General features: G+C 33.1%; 21 protein-coding genes. 9 read left to right on the top strand and 12 right to left on the bottom strand.

The genetic code is table 11. The annotated features are described in order from the left end of the window. Window positions 1–2: 2 nt before the first annotated feature. The gene (gene brnQ, locus AC1EUY_RS04760; RefSeq protein ID WP_480194364.1) at window positions 3–1,298 is read right to left on the bottom strand and encodes a branched-chain amino acid transport system II carrier protein; all 1,296 of its coding nucleotides are present in this window, start codon (window positions 1,296–1,298) and stop codon (window positions 3–5) included. Between the two features lie 28 nt (window positions 1,299–1,326). On the opposite strand from brnQ, the gene AC1EUY_RS04755 reads away from it, so the two are divergent. Continuing rightward, window positions 1,327–2,109 (top strand): alpha/beta fold hydrolase, encoded by a 783-nt coding sequence (locus AC1EUY_RS04755; protein WP_480194363.1) that lies wholly within the window; start codon window positions 1,327–1,329, stop codon window positions 2,107–2,109. 78 nt (window positions 2,110–2,187) lie between these two features. Beyond that, a complete protein-coding gene (locus AC1EUY_RS04750; protein ID WP_480194362.1) occupies window positions 2,188–3,321 on the top strand; it encodes a TlpA family protein disulfide reductase in 1,134 nt (377 codons plus the stop codon). A 1-nt stretch (window position 3,322) separates the two neighbouring features. Here AC1EUY_RS04750 and thiL read toward each other — a convergent pair whose 3' ends face one another. Continuing rightward, on the bottom strand, window positions 3,323–4,372 hold the full coding sequence (gene thiL / locus AC1EUY_RS04745; RefSeq protein WP_480194361.1) for a thiamine-phosphate kinase: 1,050 nt from the start codon (window positions 4,370–4,372) through the stop codon (window positions 3,323–3,325). A 113-nt stretch (window positions 4,373–4,485) separates the two neighbouring features. Here thiL and AC1EUY_RS04740 point away from each other — a divergent pair, with 113 nt between their 5' ends. From AC1EUY_RS04740 to AC1EUY_RS04730, 3 genes are read left to right on the top strand one after another with little or no spacing between them, the layout of a single operon-like run. Beyond that, window positions 4,486–5,838: a choice-of-anchor B family protein gene (locus AC1EUY_RS04740; RefSeq protein ID WP_480194360.1), complete on the top strand. Its 1,353-nt coding sequence runs from the start codon at window positions 4,486–4,488 to the stop codon at window positions 5,836–5,838. Continuing rightward, a complete protein-coding gene (locus tag AC1EUY_RS04735; protein WP_480194359.1) occupies window positions 5,839–7,182 on the top strand; it encodes a hypothetical protein in 1,344 nt (447 codons plus the stop codon). A 34-nt stretch (window positions 7,183–7,216) separates the two neighbouring features. Further along, window positions 7,217–8,107 (top strand): metallophosphoesterase, encoded by an 891-nt coding sequence (locus tag AC1EUY_RS04730; protein WP_480194358.1) that lies wholly within the window; start codon window positions 7,217–7,219, stop codon window positions 8,105–8,107. On the opposite strand, the gene AC1EUY_RS04725 is transcribed toward AC1EUY_RS04730, so the two are convergent. Then, window positions 8,102–8,863, bottom strand: a complete 762-nt coding sequence (locus AC1EUY_RS04725) for a TerB family tellurite resistance protein (protein ID WP_480194357.1) — start codon at window positions 8,861–8,863, stop codon at window positions 8,102–8,104. The two genes, AC1EUY_RS04730 and AC1EUY_RS04725, sit on opposite strands and share 6 nt — an antisense overlap. 74 nt (window positions 8,864–8,937) lie before the next feature. Here AC1EUY_RS04725 and AC1EUY_RS04720 point away from each other — a divergent pair, with 74 nt between their 5' ends. The 3 genes from AC1EUY_RS04720 to AC1EUY_RS04710 all read left to right on the top strand — a co-directional run bounded on the left by AC1EUY_RS04720 (window position 8,938) and on the right by AC1EUY_RS04710 (window position 10,514). Beyond that, complete coding sequence (locus AC1EUY_RS04720; RefSeq protein WP_480194356.1) at window positions 8,938–9,348, top strand: BrxA/BrxB family bacilliredoxin; 411 nt, start codon at window positions 8,938–8,940, stop codon at window positions 9,346–9,348. Window positions 9,349–9,409: 61 nt separating this feature from the next. Beyond that, complete coding sequence (locus AC1EUY_RS04715) at window positions 9,410–10,069, top strand: HD domain-containing protein (RefSeq protein ID WP_480194355.1); 660 nt, start codon at window positions 9,410–9,412, stop codon at window positions 10,067–10,069. Further along, the gene (locus tag AC1EUY_RS04710; protein ID WP_480194354.1) at window positions 10,044–10,514 is read left to right on the top strand and encodes a GNAT family N-acetyltransferase; all 471 of its coding nucleotides are present in this window, start codon (window positions 10,044–10,046) and stop codon (window positions 10,512–10,514) included. The genes AC1EUY_RS04715 and AC1EUY_RS04710 overlap by 26 nt, the downstream gene beginning before the upstream one ends. 49 nt (window positions 10,515–10,563) lie before the next feature. Here the strand turns inward: AC1EUY_RS04710 and AC1EUY_RS04705 are convergent, their stop codons facing one another. The 5 genes from AC1EUY_RS04705 to AC1EUY_RS04685 form a co-directional block, all read right to left on the bottom strand. After that, the gene (locus AC1EUY_RS04705; protein WP_480194353.1) at window positions 10,564–11,427 is read right to left on the bottom strand and encodes a TraB/GumN family protein; all 864 of its coding nucleotides are present in this window, start codon (window positions 11,425–11,427) and stop codon (window positions 10,564–10,566) included. 222 nt (window positions 11,428–11,649) lie between these two features. Beyond that, entirely contained in the window at window positions 11,650–12,042 is a 393-nt protein-coding gene (locus AC1EUY_RS04700) for a hypothetical protein (protein ID WP_480194352.1), read from the bottom strand. A 219-nt stretch (window positions 12,043–12,261) separates the two neighbouring features. After that, complete coding sequence (locus AC1EUY_RS04695; RefSeq protein WP_480194351.1) at window positions 12,262–13,935, bottom strand: helix-turn-helix domain-containing protein; 1,674 nt, start codon at window positions 13,933–13,935, stop codon at window positions 12,262–12,264. Next, window positions 13,935–14,711 carry an enoyl-CoA hydratase/isomerase family protein gene (locus AC1EUY_RS04690; RefSeq protein ID WP_480194350.1) on the bottom strand — a complete coding sequence of 259 codons (777 nt, stop codon included), beginning with the start codon at window positions 14,709–14,711 and terminating at the stop codon, window positions 13,935–13,937. Before AC1EUY_RS04690 ends, AC1EUY_RS04695 begins: the two co-directional genes overlap by 1 nt. Before the next feature lie 3 nt (window positions 14,712–14,714). After that, a complete protein-coding gene (locus AC1EUY_RS04685; RefSeq protein ID WP_480194349.1) occupies window positions 14,715–16,172 on the bottom strand; it encodes a sensor histidine kinase in 1,458 nt (485 codons plus the stop codon). Between the two features lie 124 nt (window positions 16,173–16,296). On the opposite strand from AC1EUY_RS04685, the gene AC1EUY_RS04680 reads away from it, so the two are divergent. After that, a complete protein-coding gene (locus AC1EUY_RS04680) occupies window positions 16,297–17,103 on the top strand; it encodes an alpha/beta fold hydrolase (RefSeq protein WP_480194348.1) in 807 nt (268 codons plus the stop codon). Here the strand turns inward: AC1EUY_RS04680 and trpA are convergent. From trpA to trpC, 4 genes are all read right to left on the bottom strand, one after another. After that, window positions 17,100–17,885 (bottom strand): tryptophan synthase subunit alpha, encoded by a 786-nt coding sequence (trpA, locus tag AC1EUY_RS04675; RefSeq protein WP_480194347.1) that lies wholly within the window; start codon window positions 17,883–17,885, stop codon window positions 17,100–17,102. The two genes, AC1EUY_RS04680 and trpA, sit on opposite strands and share 4 nt — an antisense overlap. An 84-nt stretch (window positions 17,886–17,969) precedes the next feature. Next, window positions 17,970–19,151 carry a tryptophan synthase subunit beta gene (gene trpB / locus AC1EUY_RS04670; RefSeq protein ID WP_480194346.1) on the bottom strand — a complete coding sequence of 394 codons (1,182 nt, stop codon included), beginning with the start codon at window positions 19,149–19,151 and terminating at the stop codon, window positions 17,970–17,972. A gap of 52 nt (window positions 19,152–19,203) precedes the next feature. After that, complete coding sequence (locus AC1EUY_RS04665; protein ID WP_480194345.1) at window positions 19,204–19,923, bottom strand: phosphoribosylanthranilate isomerase; 720 nt, start codon at window positions 19,921–19,923, stop codon at window positions 19,204–19,206. Window positions 19,924–20,011: 88 nt separating this feature from the next. Continuing rightward, on the bottom strand, window positions 20,012–20,797 hold the full coding sequence (gene trpC / locus AC1EUY_RS04660; protein WP_480194344.1) for an indole-3-glycerol phosphate synthase TrpC: 786 nt from the start codon (window positions 20,795–20,797) through the stop codon (window positions 20,012–20,014).

Here is a 20,797-nt window from a genome sequence, read left to right as displayed (position 1 = left end):
AATTAAAATTTTACCCTACTTTCTCTAAATAAATTTACCAAAATAAAAGCTGCTATAGCTGGCAATACCCATCCTAAACTATATTGAGAAAGTGGCAGTATAGTTTGTATTCCCGTGAGTTTCTCTGGATTTATGATAAACTTTAAAAAGTCGGGTATGCTAAATATAAAAGTAATTGCAACTACTATTTTAAATACTATGTGCGAAGCATAGTTCTCGGGTACTACATTTAGTAAAATTAATACAATAGTAATTGGGTAAATAAACATCAATACAGGTAATGCAATTACTATGATCGAATGAAAATCTAATTGACCTACACCTATACCTACCAAGCATCCTATAATAGCAGTAATTGTATATACTTTTTGAGAATTATTAAACAAACCTTTAAAGTAATCGGCGGTTCCTGTAACGATTCCCACAGCAGTGGTAAAACAAGCCAGAGCAATTAATACACTTAAAAAAGTATTCCCAATAGTTCCAAGTGTAGCCAAACTAATACCACGTAATAAATTAGCGCGTTGCATATCACTGCTCAAAGAGCCATCAATAAAAATTTCTGACCCATAAAAAGCTCCGACAGCAATAAGACCTGCATAGATGATAAATAATCCTAATCCTGCAATAAATCCTGCTTTGGTAATCAATTCTTTCTTACTCTCAAATGTAGTATGCCCACGCAAGTTTAGAGATATAATAATAACACCACCTACCACAACTGCACCAATAGCATCAAACGTTTGATACCCTTCTAGCAAACCATCTACAAAAGGTATTGCAAAAGCACTTTCGTTCATCGAACCTTGACTAGCAAATAATCCGACACCAATCACTAAAAATAAAATAAGCACAATAAGCGGGGTAAGATATTTACCTATAAAACTTAAAATCTTAGAACGATTCAGCACAAAAATTAACACCAATGCGAAATAAATGGTACTTGTTAGTAATGGGCTTGTACCAAAAAAAGGATGTATAGCAATCTCGTGTGTAGCAGCGGCTGTTCGTGGTGAAGGCAAGGTAATCGAGATAATATAAACAATAACACAATAAATAACACTAAATACTGGCGATACTTTTTTTGCAAAGTCAAACATCGTACCTTGCAGACGTGCATGTGCCAAGATTCCAAATAATGGAATTACTACAGCGGCAATCATAAAACCTATTGTTACTAATAACCAGTTACTACCTGCTTTATAACCCAATAAAGGTGGTAATAATAGATTTCCTGCTCCAAAAAACAAAGAGAATAAGGCAAAGCCTGCGATCAATATTTCTTTAGTTTTATTCATTAGTTTTGTTTCGACCAATATAACTAAAATGATTGTTTCTCATAAGAGTGTTGATATTTTTTACACTGACCAAGGTAAAGGTCAAGCCGTAGTTCTATTGCATGGTTTTTTAGAGAATTCTTCTATCTGGAATCAAATCGCTACTGTATTAGCTAAAAAGAACCGAGTAATTTGTATCGATCTTTTGGGGCATGGTACAACAGGATGCCTAGGATACATTCATACCATGGAAGAAATGGCAGAAATTGTTGAAGCGGTCTTAACGCATTTAAAGATTAAACGATCTGTAATGATCGGTCATTCTATGGGAGGTTATGTTGCACTCGCTTTCGCGGAAAAAAACCCAGATGCATTAAAAGGTATATGTCTTTTAAATTCTTCGGCTAGAGCAGATACTCTTGAAAAGAAAAAAAATCGAGACAAAGCCATACAAGTGGTAAAGCAAAATCATAAAACATTTATCAGAATGTCAATCTCGAATCTCTTTAGGCCTAAAAATAGAAAGATCTTTAACAAAGAAATTAAAGTGCTAAAAAAGGAAGCTTTACGAACACCTTTACAAGGAATTATTGCAGCATTAGAAGGTATGAAAATACGTGATGATCGTGAAATGTTGTTACATTTTTCACCTTATAAAAAACTGATGATTATAGGTAAGAAAGATCCAGTATTAGATTATGATTCGCTTGTTGATCAAACAAAGAATACAGAAGTTGAGGTTGTTGAATTACCTGACGGACACATGAGCTATATAGAAAATTATGAAGAATGCCTTTTTGAATTACAATGGTTTATCAAGAAATGTAGTTAACAATTTAATATACTTTTAACAAATCTTAGTGTAATTATACTATACTTTTAACGATTACTGCTTCATTAAATAAATAATATGCTTCAAAAAATAATTCTTCTTTCAATCACATTTGCTTTCTTTATTTCGTGCGCTAAAAAAGAAGCTCCTGCTTTTATTCTTTCAGGCACCTTAAGTCCTGCTACTTCAGAATATGTGATTCTAAAAAAAGAAACCGATATTGAACGAAAGATTACTGAAGTTATAGATACATTAACAATAGATAAGCAAGGAAAATTTCAAGTTTCTTTCACAGACGAGCCTTATTTATATTCACTAAATTTTCCGAATAAAAAGAAAATTGATATTGCTTTAAACACTGGTCAAAACCTACATTTAGACATTTTAGGTTATGACACCAATGATTTTAAAGCTTTAGCTAAAGGTTCAAAGGATACTGAAGAATTATTAGCATATGAGACTTTTCGAAAAGAATCGTTAGAACGATTGGTAAAGTCGGTTAGAAATGAAATTAAGACATTAAAAAAGGCTGAAAATAAAGATCAAGAAAAGATTGCTGAATTGGGCAAATTAGAATTGACCAACTATGACAAACACCTTGATGAGTTAGTAGGGTATCTTCAAAAAAATAAGATTTCTACATTAGGATTGTATGCTACTTCTATCCGCTGGAAAGGAGCCCATCAACTAGCAAGTTTTGATTCTTTGGCAACTAAATTTGAAACCGCATACCCAAACTTGGCTATTACTAAAAAGATTCGTGAAAAAGTAAATCGATTACAACAAACCGCTATCGGAGGAAATGTAGCACCTATAGAAATGCCTAATGCTGCTGGAGATTTGGTGAGTTTATCATCTTTAAAGGCAGATTATATACTCATTGATTTCTGGGCTAGTTGGTGTGGGCCTTGTCGAAGAGAAGCTCCTAAATTAAATGAATTGATAAACAACTATTCTAGAGAACAATTTAACATTTATGGAGTTTCTTTAGATGACAATAGAGACAAATGGTTAGCAGCTCTTGATAAAGATAATCGCACCTGGACGAATGTCTCTACGCTTGAGCGTTTTAAAACTCCCGCAGCTTATAATTATGCCGTTACGGCTTTACCCGATAATTTTTTAATTGATAAAAATGGTAAGATTCTAGCTAAGAATTTGCATGGAGAAGAACTCACTAAATATATTAATGAATTAATTGCAAAAAATTAAATTAATCATTATTTAGTAAAGCATTCCAGCCTTGCGCAGTTAATTCTACTTTTTGGTTTGCTCGCGTGATTAGATTCATCCCTTCGCTTTTTTCTGCGATATGGCCAATAACGGTAAAATTCGGATTTGCCTTAATCTTATCATAATCATCTAAAGAAATTGTAAATAGTAACTCATAATCTTCCCCTCCACTCAAAGCCACCATCGTAGCGTCTATCTTGAATTCTTCGCAGGTAGAAATAACTTGGGGGTCTAATGGTAATTTCTCTTCAAATAAATTACAACCAACATCACTTTGCTGACATATATGAATTATTTCAGAAGACAAACCGTCAGATATATCGATCATAGCACTAGGTTTCACTCCTAAATCTTTTAAAAGCTTAATAACATCTTTTCTAGCTTCTGGTTTTAGCTGTCGCTCAACCAAATAGGCATAATTATCCAGTTCTGGCTGTGCATTCGGATTCGCTTGAAATACCTGCTTTTCACGTTCTAGCACCTGTAAACCTAAATAAGCGGCTCCTAAATCTCCTGTTACCACAATTAAATCATTGGTCTTTGCTCCTTTTCTATAAATGATATCTTTTTTATCGGCTTCGCCAATAGCTGTAATGCTAATTAACAAACCAGTAGTTGATGAAGTAGTATCTCCCCCTATTAAATCTATACCGTAGGTTTTACATGCTAAATGAATACCATTGTATAATTCTTCTATTGCCTCTAACGAGAAACGATTTGACACTGCAATAGACACTGTAATTTGGGTAGCATTTCCATTCATAGCATACACATCAGACAAATTAACCATCACTGCTTTATAGCCCAAATGCTTTAAAGGCATATAAGAAAGATCGAAATGCACATTTTCAACCAATAGATCTGTAGTTACTAAAATGTGTTTCTCAAATTGTAATACTGCAGCATCATCACCAACTCCTTTTACAGAAGACTTATGATCTAGCTTTATAGTATCTGTTAAATGCCTTATCAACCCAAATTCGCCTAAATCTGATAATAATGTACGATTCTGATTTTTATCTTCTAACATAATTCAAGTATAGCAATAAAGAAATTTATACATTTGCTATGCAAAAATCGCCATTTAAATACAATTAAGCATGATTTTTGATTGATAATTACCTTAATAACATCCACACAATTATGATAAAAAAGTTTATTCTAGTAATTTTAGGTGTATCTCTTCTATTTTTTACTCCTTCTTGTTCTTCTTCAGATGATATAGATACTCCAGATCTTGCTGCTAAAAATGATAAAGACAATGATGGAATTAATGATGATGTTGATAATTGCCCTGATAGATCGAATGCAAACCAAAATGATGGTGACAATGATGGTGTAGGTGATGTTTGTGATCCTACTTTTAAATTTTCATCACAACCCTGCTCTGACGGATCTGCTGGTGAATTTCCGTGTAATGACTATGACCTGATGCTAAATATTCCTCTAAGCGTATTTGAAGCATCCTCTGGAAATGATTCTTGGGGTTGGACAGATACTACTACTGGAAAAGAGTATGCGCTAATGGCATTAGACAATGGTGTTGTTTTTATTGATATCTCTGACCCTAGCGAAGCCTTATATTTAGGAAAACTGCCCACTGCTACTGTAGCTAGTTCTTGGCGCGACGTAAAAGTATATAAAGATCATGCATTTATTGTTGCTGATAATGTTGGAAATCACGGTATGCAAGTTTTTGATTTAACACGATTAAGAAATGTCTCAGATGCTCCAGCAACTTTTAGTGCAGATACTCGATTTACTGGTTTTGGAAGTGCTCATAATATTGTCATCAATGAAGAATCGGGTTATGCTTATCCTGTAGGAACTAGCAGAAGTAATACTTTTCGTGGAGGTCCCTTATTTATAAACATTCAGAATCCAAAAAACCCTATTGATGAAGGTGGTTATGGAGATGACTCTTATAGTCATGATGCACAAGTTGTGACTTATAGTGGACCTGACTCAGATTATACAGGTAAAGAAATTCTAATTGGTAGTAATGAAAATGAAATTGCCATTGTTGATGTTACTGATAAAACTAATCCTAAAAGAATCTCGACCATATCATATACTAACGTAGGGTATGTACATCAAGGATGGTTTACAGAAGATCAACGCTATTTTCTATTAGGAGATGAATTAGATGAAAGTAATTTTGGATTCAATACAAGAACCATTGTTTTTGATTTCTCTGATTTAGATAATCCTAGCTTAAAAGTTGAATATACTAGTCCAACCCCAGCTATTGATCACAATGGCTATGTTAAAGGAAATACTTTTTACTTAGCTAATTATACAGCAGGATTAAGAACTATAGATATTTCTGATATATCAAACGGTAATTTAACAGAAGTTGGTTTTTTTGATACTTTTCCCACTAATAATTCAGCAAATTTTAATGGTGTATGGAACGTATATCCATATTTTGAGAGTGGAAACATTGTTGTAAGTGATATAAATAGAGGTTTATTTATTCTGAAAAAAAGTAATTAAATGCGATTCTTATTCATCCTTCTTTTGATATTATTTTCTTTGATCAGCTGTGAAAAAGAAAGTACTACTTTTCAGGAAAATAAATTAACAGGCGAGTTAGTATGGACTAAAAGCTTTGGAGGTTCTGGTAATGATTCAGCACGAGGTGTTATTGAAACATCAGATGGTGGTTATGCAGTCGTAGGTTATACAAATAGTATTGATGGAGATGTTACAGATAAAACAGTAGCTGAAAATGATTTTTGGGTATTAAAATTAGATCGTAATGGCTCTATAGAATGGCAAAAAACATACGGCGGTAGTGGTGATGATAAAGGTCGCGCTATCATACAAACTTCAGATGGTGGTTTTGCCGTAACTGGACCGAGTATGAGTGCAGATGGAGATGGCTCTCAAAATCAAGGTTTTCATGATCATTGGTTAGTGAAATTAGATGCTCAAGGCAATATAGAATGGGAAAAATCGTATGGCTTTGCGGGTCATGATCACAGTCATTCACTATTTCAAACCAACGATGGCGGGTATTTCATCGGTGGGTATTTAGATGTAACAGCCTCTGAAGGAGCTGGTAACGAAACTATAGGTGCCAAAACGACTACGAAACATGGGGTTGGTGAATTTTGGGCTCAAAAATTAGACATTAACGGTGAGTTAGAATGGCGTAGATATTTTGGAGGCACTAATAATGATAGGATATATAAAGTACTTCAAGGTCATGACGGTTCATACATGCTGTTTGGTTCTTCAGAAAGTAACGATTTTGATATAAGTGCTGCTAATGGTAGTTATGATTTTTGGGTTGTAAAATTAGATACAAAAGGTACTAAAGTTTGGGAAAAATCATACGGAGGCTCAGGTATCGATGATGGATTTGCAGCTATAAAAACTAATGACGGTCATTATCTTGTAACGGGAACTAGTATTAGTTTTGATGGTATGATTTCTAATCCTAATGGTAATGCAGACATTTGGCTTATTAAAATCAATGAAAATGGTGATTTAATTTGGGAAAAATCATTCGGTGGTTCTGCCTTTGAAGCATCACATGCTATTGCAAGAAGTAATGGTATTTACAGCTCTTATATTATAGGTGGTAATTCTAAAAGTAATGACGGTGATCTTTCAGAAAATAAAAGAGAAAATGATTTCTGGATTTTTCAAATTGATACAAATGGCAAATTACTATTTGAAAAATCTCTTGGCGGGTCGGGATTAGATTTTACCTATGGAGTTATACAAACTTCAGATGCTAGTGTTATTCTTGTAGGTGAAACAGAGAGTAATGATGGAGATATCACTCTGAACAAAGGAGGTAAAGACATATTTGTCGCCAAAATCAAATAATTTTACTGAATTATGTGAAATTTTCCTACCCCTCATGAATTCTATCTTAGATAACGCCCTTAGCAATGCAAAAAAAGTCACTATAAATTGTGATTCTAAGCTTATTTTTTTCAGTGATTTACATCGTGGTGATAATAGTTATGCTGATGATTTCTCACATAATATGGAAATTTATCAACATGCGCTGCAAACCTATTACCAAGATGAATTTACCTATTTTGAATTAGGTGATGGTGTTGAACTGTGGGAAAACACTTCTTTCGAGCCGATTTATAATGCTCATAAAGATACTTTTGAATTACTACGTCAGTTTCATTTAGAAAACCGCGCCTATATGATTTGGGGTAACCATGACATGATCTTTAGAGATCCTTTAGTCGTTGAAGACATGGTCTATAAGTACATTTATACCCCTGATGAATTGCGAGAAAAAAAGCGACTTTTTAATTTACATTATAACGAAAGTATTTTGTTAGAAATTGAAAATACTGACAAGAGTATTTTGTTATTACATGGTCATCAGGCAGATTGGTTTAATTATAAATTTTGGAAACTCAGTATGTTCTTTGTGCGTTATTTATGGATGCCTTTACAGAAGTGGTTTAACGTGAAAGACCCTACGAGCCCAGCAAAAAACTACAAAAATTTAATTAAAGTCGAACGAAGATTACAAGATTGGATTATTAATAACAATAATCAAATGGTAATTGCAGGGCACACGCATAGACCTCGTTTTCCTGAACCAGGTGATATTCCTTATTTTAACGATGGTAGCTGTGTGCACCCAAAGTCTATTATTGGCATTGAAATTAAAGACTTAGAAATTTCATTGGTAAAATGGCATAATAGTATTGATGAAGAAAATCAAGCTAAAATTGTACGAACTGTTTTAGAGGGTCCAAAAAGTTTAGATTTGTATTTATAATCCTCGTTCCTTCTGTATCTTCTCATAAGCTTCTTGTATCTTTCTAAATTTCTCTTCAGCTCCTTTTACATGCTCTTCTCCTAAATGACGTAGTTTATCTGGGTGATGCTTTTTTACCATTCTTCTATAGGCTTTTTTAACCTCATCATCACTAGCACTTTTCTGAATTTCTAAAATCTTATAAGCACTTGTTACTGCATCATAGAACATCGCTTTAATCGATTCAAAATCTTTCTGGCTTATATATAAATAACCAGCAATACGTTGAATTGATTGCATTTCAACTTGACTTACATTACCATCAGCTTTAGCAATGCCAAACAAAAAATGAAGCAACTGTAAACGCGAAGCATGATCCATATGACTGCGAATCTGATAACATACTTGACGTGTAGAAATATTATTATTCTGCATAATACCTTTAAACAACTTAAATGCTTTACTTGCACGTTGTTCACCATACATACGTTTAAAATTCTGTCGTACATAATTAAGTTCACGCTGATCTACATTTCCATCAGATTTTATAACCACAGCGGCTAATACCAATAAACTCACCTCAAAATCACCCGAGGTGGTAACTCTATGTGTTCTTCTTGGGCGATTGCCCGTTCCTGATTCAATACGTTTGTACTCTCTAGTACTTCCTTCAGCAAAACCATCAATAAGGCTTCCTAAAGCAAAACCAACGATACCACCTATAGGCCCACCAAAAGACCATCCTAAACTAGCACCTAACCATTTTGCAAAACTCATAAACTGTAGTTATTTCTAATAAATTTCAAATATAAATATATGTATCTTTGCAATGAAGTTTAAATTAAGAAAATATGTATCCAGAAGAAATAGTAAGACCTATGCGTGCGCAGTTAGTTGAAGCTGGTTTTAACGAATTGTTTACTGCCGATCAAGTTGAACATATATTGCAAAAAGAAGGGACAACCTTAGTGATGGTAAATTCTGTTTGTGGTTGTGCTGCAGGTACAGCAAGACCCGGAGCTATTGCATCTATTCAAGGTGCTAAAAAACCTGATAATTTAGCTACCGTATTTGCTGGAGTAGATCGAGAAGCCGTTGATAAAGCCCGTGAACATATGATTCCTTTTCCGCCATCATCTCCTGCCATCGCATTGTTTAAAGACGGTGAATTAGTACACATGCTAGAGCGTCATCATATTGAAGGAAGATCTGCAGAAATGATTGCCGAAAATTTGAGTGAAGCCTACGCTGAATTCTGCTAAATAAAGAAAAATATAATTCTCAAATCCTCTATGCTATTTAGAGGATTTTTTATTTTGCACTATGAACAAAGAACAACTTATAAAAAATACGATTGCTTTTGTAAAAAATTCACTCGTTGACGCTGAAGGAGGTCACGATTGGTTTCACACCCATAGGGTGTTAAAAAATGCTCAGCTCATTGCAAAAAGAGAAAATGTTGATGATTTTGTAGTTGCACTCGGATCTCTACTTCATGATATTGCAGACCCTAAATTTTATGATGGTGATGAAACTATTGGTCCAAAAAAAGCAGCAAAATTTTTGCTGTCGCAAAATGTTGATAGTTTGATTATTGAACATGTTGTTAAGATCATTGAAAACATATCGTTTAAGAATAGCCTTTCAGCAGACGGCATAAAGTTTACCTCAAAAGAATTGGAAATTGTTCAAGATGCCGATAGATTAGATGCCATAGGCGCCATTGGTATTGCCAGAGCTTTTAATTATGGTGGCTTTAAAAATCGTGAATTGTACAATCCTTCGATCGAACCAAGCCTACAAATGTCTAAAGAAGCTTATAAAAAATCAACTGCACCAACAATCAATCATTTTTATGAAAAATTACTATTGTTAAAAAATAAAATGAATACATCTACAGGGCGAAAAATTGCTGAACAACGTCATCGTTTTATGGAAAAATATCTTCAACAATTTTATGATGAATGGAATGGGGAAAAATGATGACTTACGCTTTCAACTCATTGAAGGCACTCCAAATGCTATTCAAATGCAAGAATTGTTAGCATTATATCAAGCTATTTTTGAGGATGCAAAACCGCTTTTTTTTGAACAACGACTGAATGAAAAAGAGGATATATTGGCTATTATCAGTTTTAAAGATAAAAAAGCGGTGGGTTTCAAAATTGGCTATCGCTATAACCAAAACACTTTTTATAGTTGGGTTGGTGGTGTTTTACCTAAGCACAGAGAAAAAGGTATTGCTAAGCATCTAGCCAAGCTACAAGAAAGTTGGGCAAAGAAAAAAGGATACGCTAAGCTCAGAACCAAATCGATGAATCGTTTTAAAGCCATGATGATTTTAAATCTTAAAAACGGATTTGATATCAAACAGGTTTATACCAACGATAGTGGGCAAACTAAAATAATATTTGAGAAAGGTCTCTAAGATAAAAACCTTTAGCTTTCACTAAAGGTTTTTAAAAATACTGAGTTGTTTATTTTAAAATAGGAGTCACTTTATATCCTGCTTTCTTTAGTAAATTAATTACGCCTTGCTCACCAGCTAAATGTGCGGCTCCTACAGCATAGAAAACTTTGTTTTCTTTAGAAATTCTTGCTATTTCTGGAATCCAATTTCTGTTTCTTTCATTTAGTAATTTTTCTTCTAGTTCTTTATCTTCCTTAAAATATTCTTTAGATTTTTCATAAATAGCAGCAATGTTTTCTTCTTTATATGATTTAACTAATTCTTTATAATAAGTACTATATTCTTCATAGTCTTCAATCATTTCTACCAATCCATCAATTTGCTTTTCGTATGGCTGTACATCGAATGCTGCAACTTGGCTAGCAAATGTTTCTAATCCTTTGACCTCTTTATTCGATTGTTTACTCATGTTAATCAATGTAAATTCATAACTCGCCAACTGTTCTCCTACAAATGAAATTAAAATAGAAGACATTAATAGTAATGGTTTTGCTGTTGAGAACTGCTTCATCCCAACCTTTAAATTCTCTTTCATAAAGTTATCGAGTAGGTTATATTCACTCTCATCCATATATGATTTTATCGTTTCTCCTTCAGCTAAATACGAATATTTCATTACATCTTTCATAAAACTAGGATCATCCATATCTAATTCTAACGTCACTATTTCTGAATCATCAAATGCTTTTTTTACATGCTCATTTAATTTAAAATCTTTTTGAGGAAGCATATGAATAGTACCAAACAAATAGGATGTTTTTATATTATCTCCTTCTATTTTCCATAAAAGTGAATTCTCTTCTTGTGCATATGTTGTTACAGTAACTAGCGCTATAACTATAATCGAAAGTAATTTTTTTATTGTTTTCATTTTTTGTGTTTTTAATGTGATGTTAGTTTATTTAAAATTTGATTTTGTTTAAAAAGTGACTTCTTTGAGAATGTATAGTACTGCTCCGATAACAAGCCCAAAACAAAATTTTATTAATTGTTTTTTCTTATAACTTTTTGTCTATGTACTCATAGTTTTAAATTTTTAAAATATTAATTGAATTATGGTTATTACTAATTTTATTATTACCACTATCATTTGTTATTGAATTTTACCGTTTCTTATTTGTATAATTTCATGATCATTCTCATTGATAAATTCTAATTCTAAAAGATCAATCTTTTCATAGCCTTTAATTTTTTGATCTAAAATTGCATTGAGTCTTTTCGCTTCATCTTTAAAAGAGCTCAAAATTTCACAATCTATGAGTTCATATTCTCCTTTTTCGGTAGTAATACCATCCTTACCAAATTGCATACCTTTTGCATAGATAACTTGATTCACCACTTTGCAATCACAGTTCTCCTTTAAAATGGCCGCAACCTTTTCTGATCTATCATTTGCATGATAAAATGAGCCTGTAGTATATCCAAAAAGTAATCCTAGAATTAGAAATACTATAATTGTTAAAATTGTTTTTACTGATGTTTTCATATGTTATTTTTTGTGATTAATTCGAAAACAAAGAAATGATGAGATATCAGAAAAAAAAAGTGAAGTATCACTGATTTTAGAAAATTAGGGTTCAAAAAATAAATAGTATTTATTTGATTTTAAGCTGTTTAAACTTATTTTTTAATAGTGCTGTAAGAAGGAATATTACCAACCCTATTTTTATAAATTTAGGGTTATTAGTGGTACTTTTAATTTGCGCTAAGTTATTTTATTGAGCTTTTTAATATAAAAAGATGGATTTAAACCTGTATGTTTTTTAAAGTATTTTGTGAAAGAGTCAGCACTTTTATACCCTACTTCATTGGCAATAGCTTGAATCGCATACGAGCGAAATTGTTTGTCGTTTTTTAGGCGAAGAATTGCATAATTAATACGTAGATCATTAATATATGTATTGAAATTTTTCTGATAATAGGCATTCACCACTTTCGATAAATATGACGTGTTGGTCTTTATCTTTTTAGCGACATTATAAGAATTACATTCTTGATTTAAAAAATATTCTTGCTGCTCTAATTTTTCTAATCCACTAATAATTTCTTGTGTAGTTTCCTCATTAATTTCAGAAGTCGATGTTGTTTCTACTATAAGATCTTTGGTGTCAATAACAGTAGTTCTTTTTTGAGTTTCAGAACTATTAATTTTTGATAGTAACGATTCAAAATAAGCCTTTTCTTTTTTTCTTTTTACAGAGAAAAAGAATACATAACTAATAAGGGAAAGAATAACCAATCCTCCAGCAATTAGAGAATACGATGCAATTTTCTTTTGGCGCTCCTTATCAGATTTTAATTCTTCAAGTTCTTTATCTTGAACAAGATCTGACAATTTTTTATTAGCCATGCTTGCATTATCATAATTAATCACATACAGCTCATAATATGTATTTGCTTCTTCAAGATTGCCTAACTTTTTATGACTTTTAGCCAAAAGTTTATATACCTCAGGGTTTACAATACTCTCATTAGTTTCATAATAGCTAACAATAGAATCTAATTGTGCGATACTCTTCTCATAATCATTAGTTTCGTAGTAGTATCTTGCTAAATTATAGTCAGAAGATTTACTTGTAAGTTCATTGCCAATTTTCGAATCAAGAATTCTACTCTTAATAAGTACGTCATATGCTTTTTTGTATTCTTTTTTATCAAGATATAAAGTACTTAAACCCTCATAAAATCCATTTGTACTGAAAATATCATCCGTAGTTAGTACATGTTTTAAACCTTTGTTTAAATATACTAATGTAGAATCTGGTTCATTTTTATTATCATAAACTCTAGCAAGTATTGCCATGCCTTTATAATACGCCTCGAAGCTCTTCTTATCTAAAAGCTCATTCTGTTCGATCACAGAAATATTTTTTTTCAAAATAGCAATGGCTTTATTATACTTCTGAGATGCTAAATAGGTATATCCTAACCCATGATTTAGTAGTACCTGCGCTTTAATATCACCTGATGCTTTGGCAATTTCTTCTCCTTTAAACATTACTTTAGCAGATTCATCTGATCTACCAGAATCTGCTAAGTTATTTGCTTTGGTTAAATACAATTCAGCCAAAATTGATTTTGAAATAGCATTATTTTCAGCAAACTCAATACCTAAATCAACATATGCTAAGGCTTGCTTAAAGTTTCCAGCTACACGACTTGCTTTTCCTAAATACATATACGCAATAGCAATTGTATCATAGCTTTTATGTTCTTTAGCTAAGGTCAATAATTGTTTGGAATCTTCAATAGCTTTATTCGGATTCAACCGAGTATTTTCTAAAATTGAATTATACAGCTTTTGTGAAGACTGTGTGTTTCCAAACTTGGCAAATCCTAAAAAAATAAATAGTATGAATATTTGATTTATAACCTTCATTAGTTGAAATTCGGCTTGCGCTTTTCTAAAAACGCTGTAGTACCCTCTTCAAAATCTTCGGTACCAAAGCAATTACCAAATTCTGTAATTTCAATAGCATACCCATTCACGCCATCTTTAAAATTAGCATTTACTGCCTTAATTGCTGATGCGATCGCCGTCGATGAATTTCGCATAATCTTACTCGCAATGTTCTCAGCTAAGGGAAGTAATTCTTCTTGAGAAGTAACATGATTCACCAAACCATACTTTAAAGCTTCTTCAGCTGAGATCATTCCTGCTGTCATGACTAGTTCCATTGCGCGTCCTTTACCTACTAATTGCCCAAGGCGTTGAGTACCACCATAACCTGGAATGACTCCTAAGCTCACTTCAGGCAATCCCATTTTTGCATTATCACTAGCTACTCTAAAATGTGCTGCCATTGCTAATTCTAATCCGCCTCCTAGCGCAAATCCATTTACGGCAGCAATTACAGGAGTTGAAAGGTTTTCAACAAAGTCAAATAATAATTCTTGCCCTTTTTTTGCTAATTCACTTCCTTGCGCTACATCAAAATCTGCAAATTCAGAGATATCTGCCCCAGCAACAAATGCTTTTTCACCACTGCCTGTAATAATGATAACTCTAGTTGCTGTATCTGAATCAGCCTCCTCAAAAGCATCATGTAATTCTTGAATTGTATCTCTGTTTAAAGCATTTAATTTTGATGGACGATTAATGGTTATTGTTGTAATACAATTATCATTAGAAACTAAAATATTGTTGTAGTTCATATGTTATTTTTTTGGAATTGTCACTGTAAATACGGTACCTCGATTCATTTCAGACACAAAAGTAATATTTCCGTCGTAAGCTTCTACAATATTTTTTACCATAGGTAAACCAAGTCCCATACCACTTGATTTTGTCGTGAATTTCGGTTCAAAAACTTTTGGTTTATCTTCATCAGAAATTCCTTTACCATTATCGGCAACACTTATCACAATATTGCCGTTTTCTTCTAATACCTTCACCTCAATTTTTGGATTTTCAATATTCTCACACGCCTGATCTGCATTCTTTATCAAATTTGTGATCACACGTGTAAGTTGCGTTTTATCTAGTTTAGTAATAAGTTCATCCTTTTTCGAAAAGAAATGTATGTAATCTTTAGAAAAAATATCAAGCGATAATCGTACTACTTCTACGACATTAAGTTCTTCGCTTTTTTGCTTCGGCATTTCAGCAAAATTCGAAAATGCGGAGGCAATTGAACTCATTGTATCGATTTGTTGTATAAGTGACTTACTAAATTCATTCAACTTTTCTTTAGCTTGAGGATCATCAGATTTAAATCGTTGCTCAAACATTTGTACCGTTAAGCGCATGGGTGTTAACGGATTTTTAATCTCATGTGCTACCTGCTTTGCCATTTCTCGCCAAGCTTGTTCGCGTTCGCTTTTAGCTAATTTTACAGCACTCTCTCCTAACTCATCAACCATATCATTATATGCATTCACTAAATTGTAGATTTCTTCGCTGGCATCTTCAAGAATAATCTTTTCATTTCGCTTATGTAATTTTGTTTGATTAATCTTCTCACTTACCGTTTTTATAGATTTTGTGATATACTTTGACATAAAGTAAGCGATCGTAATGGCACTAAGTAACATTAGTAAAAAACTAACACCTAACTGTTTTAAAAATTCTTTGAGTTCTTCTTCCTGAAATGTATTGTCATTAAGATAATGCAAATGTAAAATACCAATAGGCTTGAATTTATTGTCATTAATATACGAATAGGAGGATTGATATCTAGCTCCTTGAGGTGTTGATTTTTCTAAGACTACTCTATGATTTGCGTCATCTTCAATTTTGGCAAGTGTTTCTTTAGAAATATCATAATCTGTGGTATCTCGACTAAACGTAGATACCGAACTTATCTTTAACTTTCCTTCAAGATCATAAATATAAACATCCATCTTATTGATATCTGAAATATCATAAATACGATCTTTAAATATTTCGTCTAAATAATCTGTATCAACTGGGTACGTAGTTCTTCTCATTAATTCGAGGTCAATACTATATTTTATGGTACTTTCTTTACGTTCTAAACGAGCGCGATGGTAATCTTTCGCTTGCTCTCTATAATGGTAAATTGTTACCAATGCAATCAGTACAGAGGCTACAACCACCAGCAATATCATTGCTAAGAAAATGCGAAGTCGTAAGGATAATTTTTTAAGCTGCATAAAAATCTATTGGCGTAAAGATAGCAAATATCGTTCCTAATTTTTAATTACTTTTGGTGCGTATAAAAAGGATAAAAAATCAAATTTCACTTTAAATTTTTCAACTATTAGGGCATTATATAATATGGTTGTCAACACCGCTAAGGTGTGTTTTAGAAAAGGAGAAAAAAAGGTCTATCGTAAATTCAAAGATAGCGGAATTGTACCCATAATACAGTATGCTGATTTTGAGGGAAAAACCCTTCGTTACATCTCTAACAAAGTGATCGATAAAAATTATCTGACGCTTTTATTTATACATGGAGCGCCTGGTTCGTCAAGTAATTTTTTTCAATTTTTGAAAGATAAAGAATTAGGAGCAAAAGCGAATCTTATAGCAGTTGATCGTTTAGGATATGGATATTCAGATCATGGAAATTCTGAAACTTCTATTGAAAAACAAGCAGATAGTATCTATACCATAATAAAAAAGCATGCATTAAAAAATGTTGTGGTTATTGGATGGTCGTATGGTGTACCAATCGCCGGAAAAATGGCTTATAAATACAACAAAATTAAAGCGAGTATTTTACTTGCTGGTGCTATTTCACCAAAACACGAACGCTATTTTGCCATAGCTAGACTTATTGATTGGAAACTCACAAAATGGATGGTTCCGAAGCCATTTGTTATTGCCAATGATGAAAAATTAGCTCATGTATCAGAACTAATAAAAATGGAAAATGATTGGGAGAAAATTAAATCACCAATCACCTATATTCATGGTACCGACGATCGTGTTGTACCGTATGAAAATATGAATTTCATTAAAAGTAAAGTATCTAAAACTTTGCTGAAACCTATCTCACTTTCTAAAACAAATCATTTTATTTTAAGAAAGCATTATTCTTTAGTAAAACAAGAATTATTTGAAGTAGTAGATAAATTTTAGTTACGAATAGATTGAATAAATGTATCTATTTTCTCTATGCCATTATTTGTGAGATGTTTTACAAATGCTGAACCAATAATTGCTCCTTTAGCATATTGAGTTGCCTGCATAAATGTCTCATTATTAGAAATACCAAATCCAACTATTTGCTGATTTTTAAGATTCATTTCTGCTATTCTCTTAAAATAATTGGTTTGTACATCACCAAAGCCGCTTTTTGCTCCAGTAGTGCTTGCCGAACTCACCATATAGATAAATCCGTTAGAAACAGAATCGATAAAATGGATGCGCTCATCGCTTGTTTGAGGCGTAATTAAAAACACATTGATCAATCCGTATTTTGCAAAAATAGTTTTGTATTGTTCATTGTACACATCTACAGGTAGATCGGGCAAAATCAATCCATCAATCCCTATTTCCTGACATTTTTTACAGAAAGTTTCCACCCCGTATTGTAGTATGGGATTAAAATAACCCATAATAATTAGCGGAATTTGAACGCTTTCACGGATGTTCTTAAGTTGTTGGAACAACGTTTCGGTAGTCATTCCATTTTTAAGCGCTTGTGTAGAACTTGCCTGAATGGTTGGACCATCTGCTAAAGGATCGCTAAATGGCAACCCAATTTCAATCATATCTACACCTACTTTTTCTAAGTTTTGAATGATTGAAACGGTATCATTTAAACTAGGATATCCTGCCGTAAAGTAGATGGATAGTAGTTTTCTTTCCTTACCACCGGCCCCATTATTTTCTTGAAGTTTTTGTTGTATTCTATTCATTTTATGCCTGCGAAAGCAGGTATCTTTTTGATTAAACTTAGACCTTTAATTTAATAAGATGCTGAATCGAGTTCAGCATTCAAGCTAAAGCTTGAAATAATCAATATAATTCTGTAAATCTTTATCACCTCTTCCTGAAAGACTAATAACTACGATGTCCTCTGGTTTAAATTGCTTATATTTAAATATTGCCAACGCATGACTACTTTCAATAGCTGGTATAATGCCTTCTAATTTTGCCAATTCTAACCCAGCTTGCATGGCTTCATCGTCTGTAGCCGAGTAAAATTCTCCACGCCCTGTTTTGTATAAATGTGAATGCAGAGGACCAACCCCAGGATAATCTAACCCAGCCGAAATAGAATACGGTTCCGTAATTTGGCCATCATTGGTTTGCATCAACAAGGTTTTACAACCATGAATAATCCCTTCTTTTCCTAAAACTGAAGTCGCTGCACTTTCTCCAGAGTGAATCCCTTTACCAGCAGCCTCTACGGCAATAATACCAACCTTCTCATTTTCTAAAAAATGATAATAAGTTCCTGCGGCATTACTACCACCACCTATACAAGCTACTACATAATTAGGATTTTCCTTTCCTTCTTGTTCTTTTAATTGCCATTGAATTTCTTCTGAAATAACCGACTGAAACCTAGTCACCATATCGGGATATGGATGTGGCCCAATTGCTGAACCAATAATGTAGTGCGTATCTACGGGGTTATTAATCCAGTCACGTATTGCTTCGTTAGTAGCATCTTTTAAGGTACGACTTCCCGAAAGTGCTGGGCGCACCTCAGCTCCCAACATTTTCATACGCGCTACATTGGGAGCTTGCCGAGCAATATCAATCTCACCCATATAGACAATACATTCAAGACCCATCAAAGCACAAACTGTTGCTGTAGCAACACCATGTTGGCCAGCACCTGTTTCGGCGATTATTCTGGTTTTACCAAGACGTTTTGCCATTAATATTTGCCCAATCGTATTGTTTACTTTGTGAGCACCCGTATGGTTTAAGTCTTCACGCTTTAGATATATTTTGGTATGATACTTTTCACTTAATCGCTTGGCGAAATATAATGGAGAAGGACGCCCTACATAGTCTTTTAATAATTGATTAAACTCTTCCTGAAACGAAGGATCAGCCATTACTTTAAGATACTTCAGACGTAATTCTTCTACATTTGGATATAACATTTCTGGAATATACGCACCACCGAACTCCCCATAATATCCTTTTTCTGTTACATGATAATTCATAATTATTATTATTCGTCATTGCGAGCTGAGCGCAGCAATCTGTTTCATGAGATTACTTCGTCATTTCATTCCTCGTAATAACTATGTTTTTAAACTTTTTTAACTTCTCTATATTCTTTAATCCAGGTTCGGTTTCAAACCTGCTATTAATATCAATGGCATAGCAATATCTGGATTCCTGCCTATACAGGAATGACAAAACATTTTCAACTTCATTCAATCCAATTCCCCCACTTAAAAAGTAAGGTTTTGTTGAAGGGTATTCTTTTAAAACATTCCAATCAAAAGCATATCCATTACCACCTGGTAATTTCCCTTTTGTATCGAATAAATAGTAATCACAAACCTCTTCATAATCCTTCAATACCGAAAAATCAAATTCTTCTTTGATTGAAAATACCTTTATAATTTCTAATGTGTCATTGCGAGCTGAGCGTGGCAATCTGTTTAATGAGATTACTTCGTTATTCTGTTCTCGACTGCGCTCGAACTGACATTTCTCGTAATGACGTTTCAGCTTTTTACAATATTCTGGTGATTCATTGCCGTGCAATTGAACAGCATTTAAACCATATTCAATTACTTTTTCAAGAACCACATCTATTTTTTCATCAACAAAGACGCCCACTTTTTTGATACTATCTGGCAACTCAGCAATTTCACCTTCAAAGTTTCTGGGAGACTTATCATAAAATATAAAGCCCAGATAATCTGGCTGCAACATAGCAACTTCGGTCGCATTATATTTCATACCACAAACTTTTAGTTTCATAATTTCTGTCATCCTGAACTTGATTCAGGATCTTTTTTAATTACACTTAAAATTTCAATGGATTCCGCATCAAGTGCGGAATGACAAGTCATTTTTCTAATTCATTTATAAACTTCTCTGCACTCAATCCAGGATCGTTAGTTCTCATAAAATTCTCCCCAATTAAAAACCCTTGATATCCATATTGTTTTAAATCTTTAATAGTATTTACAGTGCTAATACCGCTTTCTGATACTTTTACAAAATCAGCAGGAATTAACACACTTAAATCTTTACTAATTTGAGTGCTTACCTCAAAGGTCTTTAAGTTTCGATTGTTAACCCCCAACATATCTATGTTTGGCATTATTGATTTTTGCAATTCCTCTTCATTATGAACTTCTAACAATACATTTAAGCCCAGACTTTGTGCTAATTCTGAAAACTGTTTAAGTTCTTCTTTCTTCAAAATAGCCGCAATCAGCAAAATGACATCAGCTCCATGTGCTTTCGCTTCTATAATTTGATATTCATCTATGATAAACTCTTTACGCAGTAATGGTAATTCGCAACTTGCTCTCGCTAATAGTAAATCATCTAAAGAACCTCCAAAATATTTTCCATCAGTCAATACAGACATACCACATACACCAGCTTCTTCGTATCCTAAGGCAACATCTTGTACATTTAAGCTTTGATTAATTACTGATTTTGATGGTGAGCGTCTTTTGTGCTCAGCAATAATACCTGAAGTACTTTTTCGTAATCTTTCGACTAATGAAACAGTCTCTCTTTCAAACAAAATAGATTGTTCCAATTGTTTTGTAGGAATTAGTTGCTTTTTTAATTCAACTTCTTTGCGTTTATCGGCTACTATTTTATCTAGTATCGTCAT

It is taken from the genome of Maritimimonas sp. 2210JD6-3 (genome assembly GCF_056591795.1).
Note: the sequence above shows the minus strand (reverse complement) of the source record. Positions and strands in the feature narration are given on the sequence as shown.

Bases quoted from the DNA above. Each gene is read 5' to 3' on its own strand.
- AC1EUY_RS04750 (WP_480194362.1), top strand. From the start codon at position 2,188: ATGCTTCAAAAAATAATTCTTCTTTCAATCACATTTGCTTTCTTTATT.
- AC1EUY_RS04705 (WP_480194353.1), bottom strand. From the start codon at position 11,427: ATGAAAACAATAAAAAAATTACTTTCGATTATAGTTATAGCGCTAGTT.
- AC1EUY_RS04680 (WP_480194348.1), top strand. From the start codon at position 16,297: ATGGTTGTCAACACCGCTAAGGTGTGTTTTAGAAAAGGAGAAAAAAAG.
- trpC (WP_480194344.1), bottom strand. From the start codon at position 20,797: ATGACGATACTAGATAAAATAGTAGCCGATAAACGCAAAGAAGTTGAA.
- thiL (WP_480194361.1), bottom strand. From the start codon at position 4,372: ATGTTAGAAGATAAAAATCAGAATCGTACATTATTATCAGATTTAGGC.
- AC1EUY_RS04685 (WP_480194349.1), bottom strand. From the start codon at position 16,172: ATGCAGCTTAAAAAATTATCCTTACGACTTCGCATTTTCTTAGCAATG.
- AC1EUY_RS04755 (WP_480194363.1), top strand. From the start codon at position 1,327: ATGATTGTTTCTCATAAGAGTGTTGATATTTTTTACACTGACCAAGGT.
- AC1EUY_RS04690 (WP_480194350.1), bottom strand. From the start codon at position 14,711: ATGAACTACAACAATATTTTAGTTTCTAATGATAATTGTATTACAACA.
- AC1EUY_RS04710 (WP_480194354.1), top strand. From the start codon at position 10,044: ATGATGAATGGAATGGGGAAAAATGATGACTTACGCTTTCAACTCATT.
- AC1EUY_RS04740 (WP_480194360.1), top strand. From the start codon at position 4,486: ATGATAAAAAAGTTTATTCTAGTAATTTTAGGTGTATCTCTTCTATTT.
- AC1EUY_RS04730 (WP_480194358.1), top strand. From the start codon at position 7,217: ATGAATTCTATCTTAGATAACGCCCTTAGCAATGCAAAAAAAGTCACT.
- trpA (WP_480194347.1), bottom strand. From the start codon at position 17,885: ATGAATAGAATACAACAAAAACTTCAAGAAAATAATGGGGCCGGTGGT.
- AC1EUY_RS04725 (WP_480194357.1), bottom strand. From the start codon at position 8,863: ATGAGTTTTGCAAAATGGTTAGGTGCTAGTTTAGGATGGTCTTTTGGT.
- AC1EUY_RS04695 (WP_480194351.1), bottom strand. From the start codon at position 13,935: ATGAAGGTTATAAATCAAATATTCATACTATTTATTTTTTTAGGATTT.
- trpB (WP_480194346.1), bottom strand. From the start codon at position 19,151: ATGAATTATCATGTAACAGAAAAAGGATATTATGGGGAGTTCGGTGGT.
- AC1EUY_RS04665 (WP_480194345.1), bottom strand. From the start codon at position 19,923: ATGAAACTAAAAGTTTGTGGTATGAAATATAATGCGACCGAAGTTGCT.
- brnQ (WP_480194364.1), bottom strand. From the start codon at position 1,298: ATGAATAAAACTAAAGAAATATTGATCGCAGGCTTTGCCTTATTCTCT.
- AC1EUY_RS04715 (WP_480194355.1), top strand. From the start codon at position 9,410: ATGAACAAAGAACAACTTATAAAAAATACGATTGCTTTTGTAAAAAAT.
- AC1EUY_RS04735 (WP_480194359.1), top strand. From the start codon at position 5,839: ATGCGATTCTTATTCATCCTTCTTTTGATATTATTTTCTTTGATCAGC.
- AC1EUY_RS04700 (WP_480194352.1), bottom strand. From the start codon at position 12,042: ATGAAAACATCAGTAAAAACAATTTTAACAATTATAGTATTTCTAATT.
- AC1EUY_RS04720 (WP_480194356.1), top strand. From the start codon at position 8,938: ATGTATCCAGAAGAAATAGTAAGACCTATGCGTGCGCAGTTAGTTGAA.